Source organism: Viridibacillus sp. NPDC093762 (assembly GCF_050279675.1).
Lineage (GTDB): Bacteria > Bacillota > Bacilli > Bacillales_A > Planococcaceae > Viridibacillus.
Genome location: NZ_JBNNUK010000002.1, coordinates 225768 through 242759 on the forward strand (window position 1 = coordinate 225768; position 16992 = coordinate 242759).

Annotated in this window: 21 protein-coding genes; 3 read left to right on the plus strand and 18 right to left on the minus strand. The window is 34.3% G+C overall.

What is annotated here, in order from left to right:
• Positions 1-37: 37 nt before the first annotated feature.
• The 5 genes from ACQKM9_RS04950 to ACQKM9_RS04970 all read right to left on the minus strand — a co-directional run bounded on the left by ACQKM9_RS04950 (position 38) and on the right by ACQKM9_RS04970 (position 3556).
• Positions 38-508, minus strand: coding sequence for a hypothetical protein (locus ACQKM9_RS04950; RefSeq protein WP_427733209.1), 471 nt, complete (start codon positions 506-508; stop codon positions 38-40).
• Positions 509-734: 226 nt separating this feature from the next.
• Complete coding sequence (locus tag ACQKM9_RS04955) at positions 735-1727, minus strand: MsnO8 family LLM class oxidoreductase (protein WP_427733211.1); 993 nt, start codon at positions 1725-1727, stop codon at positions 735-737.
• 15 nt (positions 1728-1742) lie between these two features.
• Positions 1743-1970, minus strand: coding sequence for a DUF896 domain-containing protein (locus tag ACQKM9_RS04960; protein WP_427733391.1), 228 nt, complete (start codon positions 1968-1970; stop codon positions 1743-1745).
• 127 nt (positions 1971-2097) lie between these two features.
• The gene (locus tag ACQKM9_RS04965) at positions 2098-3042 is read right to left on the minus strand and encodes an LLM class oxidoreductase (RefSeq protein WP_427733213.1); all 945 of its coding nucleotides are present in this window, start codon (positions 3040-3042) and stop codon (positions 2098-2100) included.
• A gap of 31 nt (positions 3043-3073) precedes the next feature.
• Positions 3074-3556 carry an RrF2 family transcriptional regulator gene (locus ACQKM9_RS04970; protein WP_427733215.1) on the minus strand — a complete coding sequence of 161 codons (483 nt, stop codon included), beginning with the start codon at positions 3554-3556 and terminating at the stop codon, positions 3074-3076.
• A gap of 320 nt (positions 3557-3876) precedes the next feature.
• Here ACQKM9_RS04970 and ACQKM9_RS04975 point away from each other — a divergent pair, with 320 nt between their 5' ends.
• On the plus strand, positions 3877-4092 hold the full coding sequence (locus ACQKM9_RS04975) for a hypothetical protein (RefSeq protein WP_427733217.1): 216 nt from the start codon (positions 3877-3879) through the stop codon (positions 4090-4092).
• A 162-nt stretch (positions 4093-4254) separates the two neighbouring features.
• Here ACQKM9_RS04975 and ACQKM9_RS04980 read toward each other — a convergent pair whose 3' ends face one another.
• From ACQKM9_RS04980 to ACQKM9_RS04995, 4 genes are all read right to left on the minus strand, one after another.
• Positions 4255-4641, minus strand: coding sequence for a hypothetical protein (locus tag ACQKM9_RS04980; RefSeq protein WP_427733219.1), 387 nt, complete (start codon positions 4639-4641; stop codon positions 4255-4257).
• Entirely contained in the window at positions 4638-4811 is a 174-nt protein-coding gene (locus ACQKM9_RS04985) for a hypothetical protein (RefSeq protein ID WP_427733221.1), read from the minus strand. Before ACQKM9_RS04985 ends, ACQKM9_RS04980 begins: the two co-directional genes overlap by 4 nt.
• Before the next feature lie 269 nt (positions 4812-5080).
• Entirely contained in the window at positions 5081-5806 is a 726-nt protein-coding gene (locus ACQKM9_RS04990; RefSeq protein ID WP_427733223.1) for a GNAT family N-acetyltransferase, read from the minus strand.
• Positions 5807-5955: 149 nt separating this feature from the next.
• Entirely contained in the window at positions 5956-6243 is a 288-nt protein-coding gene (locus tag ACQKM9_RS04995; RefSeq protein ID WP_427733225.1) for a TIGR04104 family putative zinc finger protein, read from the minus strand.
• A 271-nt stretch (positions 6244-6514) separates the two neighbouring features.
• Here ACQKM9_RS04995 and ACQKM9_RS05000 point away from each other — a divergent pair, with 271 nt between their 5' ends.
• Entirely contained in the window at positions 6515-6751 is a 237-nt protein-coding gene (locus tag ACQKM9_RS05000) for a hypothetical protein (RefSeq protein WP_427733226.1), read from the plus strand.
• A gap of 101 nt (positions 6752-6852) precedes the next feature.
• Here ACQKM9_RS05000 and ACQKM9_RS05005 read toward each other — a convergent pair whose 3' ends face one another.
• The 7 genes from ACQKM9_RS05005 to ACQKM9_RS05035 form a co-directional block, all read right to left on the minus strand.
• Complete coding sequence (locus ACQKM9_RS05005; protein WP_427733228.1) at positions 6853-7524, minus strand: hypothetical protein; 672 nt, start codon at positions 7522-7524, stop codon at positions 6853-6855.
• 83 nt (positions 7525-7607) lie between these two features.
• Entirely contained in the window at positions 7608-8060 is a 453-nt protein-coding gene (locus ACQKM9_RS05010; protein WP_427733230.1) for a hypothetical protein, read from the minus strand.
• 786 nt (positions 8061-8846) lie between these two features.
• Positions 8847-10340, minus strand: a complete 1494-nt coding sequence (gene glpK, locus ACQKM9_RS05015) for a glycerol kinase GlpK (protein ID WP_427733232.1) — start codon at positions 10338-10340, stop codon at positions 8847-8849.
• A 36-nt stretch (positions 10341-10376) separates the two neighbouring features.
• Positions 10377-11186: an MIP/aquaporin family protein gene (locus ACQKM9_RS05020; RefSeq protein WP_427733234.1), complete on the minus strand. Its 810-nt coding sequence runs from the start codon at positions 11184-11186 to the stop codon at positions 10377-10379.
• A 211-nt stretch (positions 11187-11397) separates the two neighbouring features.
• Positions 11398-11952 (minus strand): glycerol-3-phosphate responsive antiterminator, encoded by a 555-nt coding sequence (locus ACQKM9_RS05025; protein WP_427733236.1) that lies wholly within the window; start codon positions 11950-11952, stop codon positions 11398-11400.
• 51 nt (positions 11953-12003) lie between these two features.
• Entirely contained in the window at positions 12004-13641 is a 1638-nt protein-coding gene (locus tag ACQKM9_RS05030) for a glycerol-3-phosphate dehydrogenase/oxidase (RefSeq protein ID WP_427733238.1), read from the minus strand.
• Positions 13642-14077: 436 nt separating this feature from the next.
• Positions 14078-14482 (minus strand): DUF4279 domain-containing protein, encoded by a 405-nt coding sequence (locus ACQKM9_RS05035; RefSeq protein ID WP_427733240.1) that lies wholly within the window; start codon positions 14480-14482, stop codon positions 14078-14080.
• Between the two features lie 178 nt (positions 14483-14660).
• On the opposite strand from ACQKM9_RS05035, the gene ACQKM9_RS05040 reads away from it, so the two are divergent.
• Positions 14661-15110 carry a hypothetical protein gene (locus ACQKM9_RS05040; protein ID WP_427733242.1) on the plus strand — a complete coding sequence of 150 codons (450 nt, stop codon included), beginning with the start codon at positions 14661-14663 and terminating at the stop codon, positions 15108-15110.
• Between the two features lie 93 nt (positions 15111-15203).
• On the opposite strand, the gene ACQKM9_RS05045 is transcribed toward ACQKM9_RS05040, so the two are convergent.
• A complete protein-coding gene (locus ACQKM9_RS05045) occupies positions 15204-15638 on the minus strand; it encodes a flavoprotein (protein ID WP_427733244.1) in 435 nt (144 codons plus the stop codon).
• A 92-nt stretch (positions 15639-15730) separates the two neighbouring features.
• Positions 15731-16939: an MFS transporter gene (locus ACQKM9_RS05050; RefSeq protein WP_427733246.1), complete on the minus strand. Its 1209-nt coding sequence runs from the start codon at positions 16937-16939 to the stop codon at positions 15731-15733.
• Between the last annotated feature and the right edge of the window lie 53 nt (positions 16940-16992).

Consider the following 16992-nt stretch of genomic DNA (forward strand, 5'->3'; position numbering starts at 1 on the left):
AGGTACATTACTAAGAAATTTAGTAATGTACCTTTTATTAATTTGAAATACTTCGACTAATTGAACTGTGAATTCTTTGTACTACTAAAATTAAAACATAAATAGAAAACAACCAAAATAATATTATAATAGCCTCTAGTAGATTGCCAATAGTAATAGAATATGCATAACTCAATGCGTAGTCTACTGCATACATACATAAGAAATAAACAAGATGTACATTTAACAACACAGAAAACAAATCTCTTTTATTCTTAAAATAGATTAAGGTTATGAATAGCATTAGTAGAAGCATAGCTGATTGGATGGCACCGCTGACTTGCGCTACCGACTGTACTTTAGCTAATAAATCTGCTGTCGGACTGCCTATTTGAGCAAGTTTTGCTCCATTATTTATTCGATAAATCTCAATAACACAATATAAAAGATTTAAGAAAACCATAAAAATAAAATATACTTTTATCCAGTTGCTTTTAAACAATGATCTAATATCGAGTAAATTTGGCATTGCTTCCTCCGTTTACTATGCTTTAAAACAAATCATGTCTTTTAAATTCACAATCTAAGACCTTATGGGCCAAGACAATACAGTTGTTTTAAAAATTAAATAGCGTCCATTTCCACTATAAAATGTTCAGTAGAAATGTTTGTAAAGCACTAAACTTATAATACCAAATTCATACAATATTGTGTATTATCTGGTTTATGTCAGAATAACCAGATTCACATTTTATTTATAAAAGTTCACGAGCCAATAAGCGATATACTTCTAAACGCTTCTCTTGCGAATTCGGAATACTACAAATCATCGCTTCATCAAAACCATACTTAGCTTGTTCTTCTTCCAAAAAGGTTGCGATTTCTTTTACAGAACCGACCTGATGACGTCTTCGATTATCTTGAATTTGCATTTTCTCCATTTCAGTCAACGGATAATTTTGTACTTCTTCTGGCGTCATCATTGGTATTATCTGACCACGCATGAAAAATAAGCTAAACAGATCATAAGGTCCTGCTTCAAATTCAGCTTCTTCTCGCGTTTCAGCAGTTGTCACCATATAACAAACATTTATTTCTGATTTTTCCATATAGACAGAAGGTTTAAAACTTTTTCTATAAGTGTCGAAAATTTCTTTCGACATTATGCCGTTAAAAAATTGTGCAAAGGAATAACCTACACCTAAAGAGCCAGCTTTTAAGGCGCTATTACCACTAGAACCTAAAAGCCATGCCTCGGGTAATACGATACTTGATGGCGCTGCAATTGTTTGCTTATACAAATCTTCTGTAGGTACTTCATCATTGATTAATTGAAGGGTCGTTTCAAATTTCTCGTACATATTGTGATACATCGGCTGACGACCTTCAGATAAGGCTAATATCGAAAGTTGATCGCCACCCGGTGCGCGCCCTGCCCCAAAATCAATACGTCCAGGTGTTAATGCACTAAGTGTTTTAAATACTTCAGCCATTTTTAGCGGTGAGTAATGCATCATCATAGTCCCACCTGTACCGACTCTAAGATTCTTAGTCCGCGATGCTATATGGCTAACGATAATTTCAGGTGCTGCACTTACAAAAGTCCTTGAGCTATGATGCTCAGCCATCCACATTCGATGATATCCTAGTTCATCTGCAAGGACTGCCAGTTCTACTGCCTTTGTAACGGCGTTTCTCTCTTCATTTCCCCCAGTAACAGGTGCTTGGTCTAATACACTTAATTTCATATTGAGAACTCCCCTTTATTCGTTGGATTCAATTTTTCTTTCAGAACGTAATTTTTGAGGAGTTACATCGTTTCCTAGTGGATCCATTACCTTCAAACCTGAGAAAGTTTCAAGTACTTGTCCACGAATTTCACGTAAGTAGTCTTCTCTTAATGCTTGTTGCTCTACCTTTTCAGTAGCTGTCAATTCACTCTCACGTTGCTTTTTAGCCAATTCATTAATACGTTTTAAACTTGGTATCATTTTTTCCATCTCTTTTCTCTTTTTTTAAAATTCGACTGACTATATTTTTAATTAAATACATAGTGCTCTAATTTCCATAAAACCTTAGAATTTCATTCAAACAATATAAGCCATTGAAACTGAGTTTCTACTTAATAGCCGGGAACTTTGGAACAACAAATTCACCTAGCTCCTGAATGATTTCCGCAGCAGGACGCTGACTATATTTCATTCCAAACATAATGTGATTAACACCTGCTGCCTCGTATGCAGAAAGATAATCTATGATAAAATTTCGACCTGCTCTGAAGCCACCTGCAATTGGTTTTGGTGCTTCATTGGGATTAGAAGACAAATCAATCGTGATTGGCTGGATAAATGGCTTAAACGTGTCAGTAGCAAGCCGCCATTTTTGAATTAAAGTGCGCTGACTTGTTACATCTTGTGCATAGAAGAGCCAGCCATCTGTATTTTTTGCTAACCATTCTAACGTCTGTCCTGAATAACCTGTCCCAAATACAGGAATATCCTGTAAAGCAGGCTTTGGTACTACATCTCCATGTGTCAATGCAACGTGGTCAGTTTGAATTTGTGGAAATGTCTCGTTCCATACGGTCTTCATAACGGAAATACTCTCTTGATAAAGGGCTGATCGATTCTCTGACTCTATTTTAAAGGCTGGAAACTCAATTGGGCGATCACCTGTCGCCGTCCCAAACAAGAAACGTTGATTTGACAATTGATCTAATGTTGCAGCTGATTTTGCTAAATGCAGTGGATTTCGCAAAGGTGTCACTATACTTGCCGTGCCAAGTGCAATTGCTTTTGTATGCGCTGCGACATAAGTTAAAAACATTAGAGGGTCATATAGAAAGCCGACGTCACCAAAGTTTGGATCATAAATCGGGGCGTCTCTCACAAATAGTGCGGCAAATTCATAATCTTCTGCTTGTTTGGCTAGCTTTATTTGATCATCGATATCCATTTGAGGAGTGCTCCCTGTATATGCCTCTAGAGGAAATGCTAAACCGAGTGTTAATCGGTTTTCCTTAAAAGAATGCGAAAATCCTTGATGTGACTGAAAATGATTCATACCTAATTCCTCCAAAAAGGGTGTCTAGATCTTATAAAACCATCTTTTCTTTCACCCATTGTTGTAACATCTCAACTTCTTTTGCAAAACGTTCTTGTTGTAACTCTTCTGATAAATTCGCAATAGTTTTGTTCTTCAAAACTGACTGCCATGCAGTTTCAGCTTCATCCATGATTTCAGTAATCAAACGACAACTATCTTGCTTCTTTAAATTCAATACATCATCTAGTACATCACTTGGTGCAAAATGAGATTGCTGACCCTCGATTGCAAGGTATATATCGTAGATTCGAATGTCTTCTGGACTTTTATTTAAACGGAAGCCACCCTTTACACCAGGCAAGGACATAATTAAATCAGCGCAAACTAGTTTTCTAAGTAATTTCCGAAAATAAGTCACGGAAGTTCCTAACTGTTCACTAATGGCTTCTCCTGGTAACACTGCTTTATTGGGCAGTAGATTAAGTATAAGAATAGCCGAGATAGACTGTTCTACACCTTTTTTCATTTGCATAACATCACCTCTTTTTTCTATTTTTCAATATACATTAATAGGTTAATTTACTTAAGAAATTTATAATATAATCTAACTTGGATAATGTTTGTCGCAATTAAATAATAATAATTGAAGTCTTAAATAAAGTAAACTAATTGGCTCAAACCTTAGGAAATTAATTCACCTTTCATAACCCCATACACTGTATCCTATTTTCTGAAAAGAGATTGTTCATCGATTTCTTTTCTATTAAAATGCAGTGTTAGGTATTCTAAGTATTGCTTCTATCCCTCTCTTCATGTATGCTAAAGGCAATTCAAAGAAGGAGTGATACCATTTTGGCTATCTCAAAAGCAAAACGTCATAGACAGTATGTATTACGCAATTTAGGTAAAGATGTAACAACACAGCGCGAAGAAATTGCATTTAGCACTCATACAAGAACTACTAAAACGAAAAAAGACAAAATAAAAGTTCAATTCCATAAACACAAAAAGCATTTCCAGGGAGATCATTATTCCGATGGAGATGCTTTTTTAATTGTTTCAATGTAATTTTTTTAAGTTAAATTATTGGAGCTTTCGAATAAAGTCTGATCAAAATGACACAAAGCTTTCTAACTATGAATGTGTTTTTCTTAATAAATTTCTAAGAATAACCCTTTAAAACACTTCAGGATTGACTCATATCAACCTCCAGCCGTTAAACTGTCTACCTTACTCTAAAAGTTTGAATATATCTTCTTCTACTATTGGGTTATTTAGTGAATAATAAGTACCATCAATGTCAATTTCATTACCTAAAAATGTTACATTAATATCTTTTTTTCCTGAATATAGAACAGCGCAATATATATATCCCTTTACTTTTTCATGATTTTTCATTTCTTTATATTCTCTTTCACTTAGAAGCTGATAAAACTGTTCTATTTTTTCATTTTCAGTAGTACTATGTCTTTCCCCAGTTCGCCCATCAATAACTTCAAGTTTAGATACCGATAATTCACCAATTATTTCCATAAAACTTTTACTTTCTTTTGAACTTGTTTGAGAGCAACCACAAATCAATAATAAGACTATAGATACAATAATATAGTTCTTCATTTCGATTCTCCTTGACTTATAATGTACGTACTCTGTTCCATTTCCTCAAGAGATTCTCTTTTCAAACACTCTTCGTGTGTCTCACTTTTTTCTATGCCCCTACGTGGAAGAAAATACTTACCATCACTTGTTTGAATCACTGCTATTTTATCTTTCTGACTATCGAACATTAAACAATAAATAGCAGGTCTCAATATGTATTCCTTACCATCTCTTTTTTTTACCGAAAGTGATAATATCTATAATTACACCACCTCTTCCTTTTATTCACTTTTACTTATTCTATCATTTCTACTTAAACTAACCTGCCTCTTTAGTTGAATAAAAAAAAGAGCTGTCCGAACAGCCCGGAGATCTTCTTACAAAAGTGCCCGATAGTTTAAGTGTATTTTTTCACAAATATTATTTTTAATTCTGCTCCATACTTATAGCTACTTATCTATTCTTTAATTGAATGTTGTAATGAAATTACTGAATTTTCATTTTGAATGCAACCGTTTGAAACCATTATATTTCTCATTTGGGTATTATCAACTTGAGTCAAACCTAGATAAGACTTTGCCTTAAATTCATCTTTCAATCTGTGTAATCCTATTAAGTGTAAGTTTTTACCCAGCCCTTTCCCTAGAAAATCAGGATGAATTCCTATCCAAAAAATGCGACCTTCTTTATCTGTATTTGGCTCTATATGAGGAAAAACTACACCAACAGGTTCATTATTAACTATATACACTGTATACATTTTCTCTACTTGTGATGGAAGCTCAGCCCTCATTCCGGTTAAAAACTTCTCTGTATCAATATAATTTTCACCCATTACTTCAGATAAAAAAGAGATAGAGTTATTCTCAGAAATTGACCATACCTCATAATTCTGTATCGATACATCTAATGGTGTTGTAAAAGATCTCGTATATATAACCCTTTCACCAATAATTTCCATTTTAGTCCTAGTACAATTTAAGCTATTCAAAAAAGTTTTAGGACACTCAAACTTCACTTTTTTCAGTTTACTGCTTTTTAGTTGAGTTAAAAGCTCGTTTATAAGCATATCTATTTCAGCAGCTTGATTATGTCTATTCTCTAAAATTTCTAAAGTGATTATATTATCACCTTTTATGAAATGCACGCCAAATCTTTGTAATTTTTGAAGTAGTCTATCCATTTAATTTCACCCCTTTTATAACAATTCTTTACTTTTTTAAAATTCCCTTCTTTCGCTAACCTGCCCCTTTAGTTTGAAGAAGAAAAAGAGCTGTCAGAATAGCTCAGAGATTTTCTTACTAAAGCACCCGCTAGCTTAAGTACATTAGTTCACAAAGAGTTCTTATAAGTAACAAGAAAAGGTGCCAACAAAGAACCAATTATAAAAATAAAAATAGCTATGCCAAGTGTCACAAGACCATTGCTAAAAGAGGGCATGGAATAACCGAAGATGAGCATTGGAAGAATAGTAAAAGAGACAAAAATTAATCTGCTTGGTACTGTTATCTTATGTGTTGTATCGCATTCGTTACATTTAATCGGTTTATAATTCCGCCAAAAGGATTTATAGATTTCACTCCAACTAAAATGTGCATTGCATTTCTCGCATTTTTGCAAAGCTAATCACCTCCATTATAATTTCTAAATCTTCTAAGGCGTTGAGTGAGAAGAATTAAAAAGATATTTTTCAAAGCCTATTGCACTCCCTGTAACACTTTTTAGCACAATTTTTTAATCTTAATAATGTTTTCTACGTTAATTGACAATAACCCTCTTCAACAATCCTACGAACCTTGTCAAAAAAATGAAAAGTAAGAAAGTCTTTGTATTGCTTCTATTTCCCGTTTCAAGTATGCTGAAAACAAATCAAAGAAGGAGTGATACCATTTTGGCTATCTCAAAAGCAAAACGTCATAGACAGCATGTATTACGCAATTTAGGCAAAGATGTAACAACACAGCGCGGAGAAGTTGCATTTAGCACTCATACAAGAACTACTAAAACGAAAAAAGACAAAATAAAAGTTCAATTCCATAAACACAAAAAGCATTTCCAGGGAGATCATTATTCCGATGGAGATGCTTTTTGTGTTGCTTCAATTTCTTGTTTGTTTTATTTTTCTTAAAGTTAAAACAATCTGATTGAATCATTATTTATTTTTTCTGCTTCGTAATTATTTACATTTCTTCTGCTATCCTATCTCCGGTTTGTTCATCAAAATAACATTTACATGACTTTTTCGCCGCTTATGTCATAAACATGAATTTCTACTTCTAAATTTTTTGTTTTTAGTGCTACAATTTCTTTTGCTAGTTCTTTTTGTATTTCTTTTTCTATTTCTTTCCCGTAACTAATACCAGTTGCATCATCTGGACGTATATTTGTCAATATACTTAACCCTACTAAATTTGGTTCTATTTCTTTCAAAACTCTTTGAACTTTTGTATATCCCTTATCTTTAAGCTTCCACCTTATTTTTTCTTTATTTAATTCATTATATTGTTTATCTGTTTCAATGGAATACGTAAATGTCTTATTGACATGGACTGAATAATCTTTATAAATTGTTTTTCGTATTGCCTCTTGAGTAGCTTTTTGGATATTTTTTTCATTTTCATCTATATAGCTTTGTCTACCTGCGATCAGCACATCCACTCTCTCCTCTGGGAAAGTTATGGCGATTGAGATTTGATAAGGAATGTTTTCTTCTTTGAGTTTAGTTCTTATAGCGTTAACAACCTTTTCACAGTTCTCTGATTTGAGCTCATCCTCGCGATTTTTCTGAGTCAAAGAATGATTCGTTGAAGCTTCTACATGAACTTGAGACTGTTGGATAAACCATACACCACCAAGTAATAAAAAAAGAAGTGTACTTAATGGTGTAATAACTCTCTTCATAAATTACTCCTCCAATAATTCGTGATAAATTACGATACTTATTGAAAATTCAAATTGAAACTTATCTTTAATAACAGTACTTACTACTTACAATAGTTAATACTGTTTGTTAGAATACTTGGTCCCAACTTTTCAGTTTTGGAATTAGAGAGGCGCACTTGAACTTCAACATTCTCCATTTCTGCTGAAATTAAATCAAATCGTCCAGCCCAAGTTGGACTATACTCTTCTGGAGTAGGATAAAGCCTAAAACGCCAACTTATTTCTTTTGGAATAAAAGCAAACCCTTCATAACTATCATAGTCTCCATAAGACGAAGGCTCTGGAATGTGAACAGCAAGAATACTTATATTTGTTCGTGCAAAACTTGGTGGATTTAATTGTACTTTATAGATCAATGCTTCACCTTTGGCATTTGTCAAACTTTTATCAACAGGCTCCAAAATAAGACTACATGGCACTGTAATCGCATTGCTTTGAGATGGATACATAAAGAAAGCTACAATAAGACATAAAAACAAAAATTTCTTTTCCATAAGCACCTCTTACAATTTTTTTGATTATGTTAACCCAACTCTAGCTGGATAATGACCATTATATCTTCAACAAGCCAGCTTTATTTGGCTAGCTGAAGATATGACCTCGTTAGAAGTATAAACTTTTATTTAAATTTGATACTACCTTTTAGATGAATGAAATCTCATTATTTAGGAGTTGCGGGGATGTGTTATACAATATAGTTTTATTAAAATTTTATTAAATAGGTTGATTTATTAGCAAAGAAAAAAGCCATTTTGATCAATAGTCATCAAAACTGGCTTTAAACATATTTTATTTGATTACTTTTTTAAAAAAGTTTGCTCATTTCATCGAATTTTCCTGATTCGTAATCACCTACGATTATATTGATAACCATTTGATTCTTCTGTTATTGCTTTGTTAGCGATTTTATTACCACTGTAAGTTCTTCTAACACATTTTTAATAAGGTAATTAAACTTTTATTTAAGCAAGTTCCTTTAAAAGAATAGTCTAATTGCTAATTAGATTAACCCGTTCATTCAACTCAAGAATGGATTATTTTTTATAGTTACATGTACTAAATGACCCTATTAATATTGTCAAGGTTGATCCTTCAAACATCTTCTCCTAAAGAGAAGGTGAACCACCAAACACAAGCTACCTAACTAAAATGTTACTACATAATCCTTTATTTATCTTTTTGTCAAAATAAATTATATTTACACTATCATACTTACAAAAAACCCCCTAATACATAGATTAGGAGATTAATTGTTCAGACAAGCGTAAGACTGAAATGATTTATTTGAAAACCATTGCGGCTTTTACTGCTTTTTGCCATCCTTCATATAATCCTTCGCGTTTCTCTTGTTCCATTTTAGGTTGGAATGACTTGTCATTTTTCCAGTTCTCTGAAATTTCATTTCTATTTTCCCAATAGCCAACTGCTAAACCTGCTAAATAAGCGGCTCCAAGTGCTGTTGTTTCATTGATTATTGGACGATCAACTTGTACATCTAATAAGTCACTTTGAAATTGCATTAAGAAATTATTTGCTACTGCTCCTCCATCCACACGTAACGTTTTTAGTGAAATACCAGAGTCTGCTTCCATTGCATCCAGAACATCTTTCGTTTGATATGCAAGCGATTCCAAAGTTGCGCGTATAAAGTGCTCTTTGGTTGTACCTCTAGTAAGTCCAAACATAGCTCCTCTTACATCACTATCCCAATAAGGAGCCCCTAATCCAACAAATGCCGGAACAACATAAACGCCATCTGTTGAAACTACTTTCTCAGCGTATTGCTCACTTTCATGCGCGTTTCTAATCATTCTTAGACCATCCCGTAACCATTGAATTGATGATCCTGCAACAAATATGCTTCCTTCTAAAGCATATTCCACTTTACCGTCAATTCCCCAAGCAATGGTTGTTAGTAAACCATGATCTGATTTAACAGCCTTTTCTCCTGTATTCATTAGCATAAAGCAGCCGGTACCGTACGTATTTTTTACCATTCCACTGTCAAAGCATGCTTGACCGAAAAGTGCTGCTTGTTGATCTCCAGCAATACCAGCAATCGGCGCTTCATGACCAAAAAAACAGTCCTCTGCTGTATAAGCATATATTTCTGAAGAAGGGCGAACTTCAGGCAACATAGAAGCAGGAACTTCTAAAATTTCAAGCAACTCTTCATCCCACTTCAGATCAAATATATTGTACATCAGTGTTCTAGATGCATTCGAATAATCAGTTACATGCCTTTTTCCGCCAGATAACTTCCAAACAAGCCATGTATCAATCGTCCCGAATAATAAGTCTCCTCTTTCCGCCTTCTCACGCGCTCCTTCCACATTGTCTAAAATCCACTTTACTTTTGTACCTGAGAAATAGGCATCTATTAATAGTCCTGTTTTATCATGAAATGTATCAGCATAACCTTGTGATTTTAATTTGTCACATATATCGGCTGTTTGACGAGATTGCCAAACAATTCCATTATAAATCGGATCTCCTGTATGTCTATCCCAAACGACGGTTGTTTCTCGTTGATTTGTGATGCCAATTCCCGCAATTTGTTCTGGTTTTATATTTTTTTCAGATAATACACCAGCAATAACGGCCAAAATTGAACTCCAAATTTCATCTGCATTATGTTCAACCCATCCAGATTGAGGGAAATATTGTGTAAATTCTTGCTGTGAAGTATGGAAAATAGAGCCTTCTTTATCGAATAATATCGCACGAGAACTTGTTGTTCCTTGATCTAGTGCCAAAATATATTTATCTGTCATGTAATTTCCTCCAAATATATGTTTTTCTGATGGTCCTCAGCGTTTCTTTTCTTCTGATTCTTGTTTTAGCGTAATTTGGGCACCTACAAGAACGGCAAGTGTTATCGCCCCTACTATCCAAAATGCTACGCTATTAACTCCTTCGAATACTTGTTGATAAAATAGTGCACCAAATGCACCGCCGATGATAGGACCAACAACTGGTACCCAAGCATAACTCCAGTCCGATGAACCTTTACCACGAATAGGAAGAATGAAATGTGCAATTCTTGGCCCTAAATCACGTGCTGGATTAATAGCATAGCCTGTTGTTCCACCTAGTGATAAACCAATTGCCATAATAAGCGCACCAACAATTAATGGATTTAAACCTTCTGTAAATTCATTTGCACCTATCATAAGTAAACCAAGAAGTAAGATGAAAGTACCGATAATTTCACTTGTTAGATTGGAAAGTGGATGACGAATCGCAGGTGCTGTAGCAAATACGCCCAGTTTTGCGTCCGTATCCTTTGTTTCCTGCCAATGTGGCAAATATTGAAAGTATATTATAACTGCCCCGATTATTGCTCCAATCATTTGTGCTAAAATATACCCTGGTACGTCAGACCATGGGAATTTACCAATCGATGCCATTCCGATAGTTACTGCTGGGTTTAAATGCGCCCCACTAAAATTCCCTACAGCATAGACGCCCATAGTAACTGCAAGTCCCCATCCAGCAGTAATAACTATCCAGCCTGATCCTTCTGCTTTGGATTTTTTTAGCACGACGCCACCAACAACTCCGGCTCCAAAAACGATTAAAATCATTGTTCCAACTAATTCCCCGAAAAACGCTGTCATTTCTTTTCCCCCTAAATATTTGTAAGCGGTTACGAAAAATCACAAAAAACTCCACATCTAATCACCCGCCTATGGCAGAATGAGAAAATGTGGAGCTCAAAACTCAACCACTATTTGTTAACCTACCTGTATTCTATAAAGCATTTTAACTATTGTCAATACGTTTTATATTCATATAGAGTCATAAATTCCCAAAAGCACATGTTAATTTTCAGCTGAATGCAGCCCAAAGTTTAGCATTTGATGTTGTAACTGCTCTAGCTCCAGCATTTAATGCGTCTTGCACATGTTCCTCCGTACGGATTAATCCCCCACTAATAATCGGAATTCCTGTTCTAGCATGAACTTCACTAATTAGCTGCGGAATCACTCCAGGTAAAATTTCTATAAAATCTGGTTTTGTTCTTTCGAGTAAAGAATAACTTTTTTCTAAAGCAATTGTATCCAATAAAAACATTCTTTGAATGGCTATGATTCCTTTTGATTTTGCTTTTAAAATCATATTTGCTCTAGTTGAAATAATTCCTGCTGGACAGATATCATTACATAGAAACTCTGCAGCGTAGTCATCCGTTTTTAAACCTTGAATTAAATCTGCATGGATTATTAGCTTTTTACCATGCCTATTAGCTTCTGCTTTAATTGACTTTAGATTGCTTAAATGCACTTCTAGCAAAACGATATATTCAAAGTGACTTTCTAACAACTGCTCTAACTGTTTTAGATTCCGCATAGCCGGAAGAATATTTTGATTATGAAAAGACATATCATTCCCCTCCTATTAAACCATTTACGATTTGATACCTTACCATCTTATTTATAAAACAGTCGTTGCGCAAAGAATTTCTTGATTCAACTCTTCTTCGTACTGTAATCGTTCCGTTTCTGTCCAGTTAAAAATAGATGACATTTCAGAAATAACTCGATCCTTCCATTCATACACTGTTGCAATATTAAATAGTAGCCTGCCGGTTCTTCTTATAAAGAAATCGACGGGTTTAACAGCCATTTCATGATGAATTGCGTACATTAACTGTATATACAAGCCTTGAGGGAGGTTTTTACTACCTTCTTGTAAGTAAGAGAACACGACATCCACATTAGAGCCATACAATTTTACAAGTTGTATTGCTTCTTGTTCTTCTAAGCCCATACTGTGCCCTTTTTTTACTTTTTCTATTACGAATTGTTCCATTCTCGAAGAACCGCCAACTTCACCACCTGAAATTGGTAAGTTTCTCGTTAAACAAGCCCCAAACTTCTGTTCACCATCTAATTTTTTCACAACCATATTAACGACAGTCTCTGCCATTTTACGGTAACCAGTTAACTTACCACCAGCAATCGTAATTAATCCACTTTCAGATTCCCAAATTTCATCTTTTCTCGAAATCTCAGACGGATTTTTACCATCCTCATGAATCAATGGACGAACACCAGCCCAACTAGATTCGATATCTTTTTCCGATGCGTTTATTTCAGGGAACATATACTTAATAGCATTCAAAATATAATGGCGATCTTCCTTTGATGCACTCATATCTTTTGGGTTACCTTTGTAAAAAGTATCCGTCGTTCCTACATACGTTTTTTTATCTCTTGGAATAGCAAACACCATTCTACCATCTGGTGTATCAAAATACACAGCTTGATGAAGCGGGAAAATCGATTGATCAAATACAAGATGGACACCTTTTGATAAGATTAAGCTCTTATTGCTTTTAGAGCCGTCTACTTCTCTTAATTTATCAACCCACGGTCCTGTTGCATTTACTATTTTATTTGCTTGAACTTGAACACTTTTTCCTGTCAGAACATCTACCACTGCTACTCCAGTTATTTTATTCTGCTCATTGTATATAAATTTATCAGCTTTTGCATAATTCAAAATAGATGCGCCTTTTTCAGCAGCAGCTTTTATCACTTCAATCGTTAAACGTGCATCATCTGTGCGGTATTCAACATACAAACCACCGCCTAATAAGCCATCTTTTTTTACAAGTGGTGCTTTACTAATCGTCTCTTCTTTAGAAAGCATACGTCTTCTTTCTGCTTTCTTCACTCCTGCTAAAAAGTCATAAACTCTTAATCCAAACGAGGTAGATACTTTCCCGAAAGTACCTCCTTTATGAAAAGGAAGCAACATCCATTCTGGCGTAGTAACATGTGGACCATTTTCGTATACAATTGCCCGTTCTTTCCCAAGTTCCGCTACTTCTTTAATCTCAAATTGTTTTAAATAACGCAAGCCTCCATGAACAAGCTTGGTAGATCGACTAGATGTTCCAGAGGCAAAATCTTGCATCTCCACAAGCGCAACCTTTAAACCACGCGTCACAGCATCTAATGCAATACCTGCTCCTGTGATTCCTCCCCCAATTACAAGTAAATCAAATTGTTCCTTCCCCATACCTTCTAATGTTGCATTTCTTTTTACTGCTGAAAATTGAACCATTATTTTTCCTTCCCTTCTCTACGTTTTAAGACAACAAAAAAGAGACCAAAACGCACATCATTGCAAAAACGCAATAATGTCGTTAGGTCTCTCAATAGCTCAAACCATATTTATTAACTTGCTTTTAGTTTATCACAGTTAGTTGTTATTGTGAATTAATAATTATTATTTGTAATAAATCTTTATGATTGTTATATGGATGGGCTAAATGGCTTGTAGTTCATTTTCATTTTCTGCAGTAAACCTATACTCCGTTAGCTAGAAAAATATTATAATTCTGTAATTGTTAACGATTCACCATAATCAATTTAGAATGCAACATCGATAATATTGAGCAGAAACTAATGAAATATGACAAAAAGAAGGTTTGAGAAATCGGAAAAGTTTAATCGGTTGATGCTGAATTTATCAGCTTAGAAGGTATAAGGTAATACGTTTAATTGATATACATATCAAAATCAATATCTGCACAAATTTTTCCCGCAAACTGGATTATCTCTTGTTCAAGATAAACTGCTGGTAATTCTTCATCTTCTATTATGATAACTATATCAAATTTTACATTTGCGTTATACAATCTCTTTATTTCTATCAATTCATTATCTTTTTCACGGATAAGTTCTAAGAGTTCATTAAGTGGTTCATTTAAATTGAGGGTTTCTTGGGCTCCTTTATCTAAGCACCAACAATCCTCTTTTTTCTTAATTACTGGATTAGTTTTTATTGGATCATTTTTTTTATAATATTCATCTGGCTCCAAATTTAGTTTGTCGGTTATATCAGTAAGCGACATTTTTTCTCCATATATTGAAAAAGTCACTCGAATATTAGTTTTTCTCAAAAAATACACCTGCTTATTTAAATTCTTTTAAGGATTTTCGTGTTTTGTTTGGTTCTTCATTAACCATTACAATGTATTTACTTGTAAGTGCTACTCACTTACCAATTCATTTTGATATGAAAAGGTTTTTCAGAATTAGAAGCGAATATTATTATAAACTGAGGGAGGTGGAAAATTAGTGTTAAAAAAGAGTTTAATTATTATTTTTATTCTATTCACCATCATAACAATTATTGGTTGTAATAAGAAGGATGCTTGGAAAGAAAGTTCTTTATTTGAATCTGGTAACTATACAATGATTGGTGAAAAAGGAAAACTTGGCTTTATATACGATGATAGTGAAGTGGTTAAGTTTTATCCAGATAAAACTCAGAAGTATATGTGGCATTTTTGGGGGTCTAAGGAAGAGCTAGAACGTCCATTAAAAGTATTAGCTACCCATGAAAATGGTGGAGATCCAATTGTATTATTTGGGAGTGACGGAACTAATATCTCTCCTAATAATGGTGCTGATATGAGTACGCCAACGCATATGTCTCTACCGGAAAGTGGTATGTGGAAAATGGATGCTTTTTTTGATGACAACTTGTTTGGTACTGTTTATGTAAAAGTGCATGAAAAGAAATAGATGATTGGCACTATATTATTGAACACAGTTTGATTATAAAAAAGCATTTCAATAGAAATGCTTTTTTTAATACTCTAATATATACTTACTTAGTTATTCCGTCATTACACTAGTTCTATTAATAGACAAACCATTCAAATGTTCAACGGGTACACCAGTTTCAGTGTAGCTTCTAACCTGTTTCCAACCATTGTTTTCAAAACGGAAAGTTTCAAAAAACAAATTAGCTGGTAGTGGACTTTGACCATCGAGTAAAATCGTTCCAGAAAGTATGGCCATGCATTCATCTTTACCTAAAGAAACGATGCCTATTTCTCTAATATCCCATTTTGCTTCCTTATTTTTCACAAAATTAAACCCTTGAGTCCAACCTTCTAGTGATTCACAATAACCATAATCGAGTATCCCATTTTGAGTAATCTCTCGTGCTTGATAATCAATGGAAATGAGTGCTTTCATCTCTTCAAATGAAGATGTTCTCCAAATCTCTAAATAGCTATCTAAAAACTGTCTAAATGTTTGCGGCAAAGTAATCCTCCTTACAGATTATAGTCTTCTTCAAGAATTCTATGAAAAAAGAAAAAATCCTTTTAAATATAGAGAATTAATTTAATCTTTCGCTAAATTTGCTCCGCTTCAATCTGAACCCCAACACGCCTCATTTGTAACCAATAATAGGTCGTTATCAATACGCTGATAGCGCCGAATACTAGTACCATAAATTGCAGGCCAATAAAATCTAGTAAAGCACCAGTAGACAATAAAACGATTTGAAACATGATCCGATCTAACATGCTTCTGAAAGAAAAGAAACGTCCGTGGTATTCTTTTGGTACTTGTTTTTGAAATATTGTCATCACTGTTGGGAAGAAACAACCTAAGGAGAATCCGAAGAGTGCAAATGTTATTAATGTCAGGAATGAACTTCCTGCAAAATACAACAGCATTTCCCCACTTCCAATGACAATGAGACAAACAAATAAGATTCGCTCTATCTTCCATTTGTCTCCAATATATTTGATGGCAAAAGAACCAATCATAAAGGAAATACCCTCAACTGTATAAATCATACCTTTAATCATCGACGAATCTTGAAATTCACTAATCTTAATAACTAATAGATTAAATGAACCTAAAAATAAGACAGGAATAAACGATAAAATAAACGTCATTTTCACTCCAAGATTAGCTTGTAGCATTGGGAATACTTCTTTAAAGCCACTTCCCTTTTTGGTACTCTCTTCAGATTGAGCTTTTCTTTGAGGAATCTCCTCTGGGATTTTTAACATAAAAGTAAACAAGAGCAATGCAATATACGCGACGAATGAGAGCAAATAAAGTGTACCTATAGCCGAATATACTAATATCAAACCCGCTAAGGCGGTTCCTGCAACACGAGCAACTGTAGAAACATTCATATCCCAACCATTTAATTGCAATAAATCCTTTTCACCTACAATTAAGGGTAAAGTAGCTTGAAGTGCTGGAAAATAAAAAGAGGCAGAAATTTGTAATAGTACTAAGAAGACAATCATCCACCAAATAGATCCTGTCGCTAATGCGATAAACATAAAAACAACACTTACAACACGCCCAACACTAGAGTAAATTAACACAGTTTTTTTTCGGGATTGATCGATGACACGTCCAGCTAATGGTCCCATCATCACTCCAGCTAGTAAACCACTTGATAGAATAAGTGACTTAACAAAGTCAGAAGGTACCTTTTCTTGCATGAACTCAAGATTACCAATTATGCTTGCCCATAATCCAAGTCCTGCAATTAGTTCACCAACTAAAATGATCCAAACATTCCGATTTTTCAACATATTATTCTCCTTAAAAAGAAAAGAGCCACTATGAGCTCCTTTCTTCCTGTAAA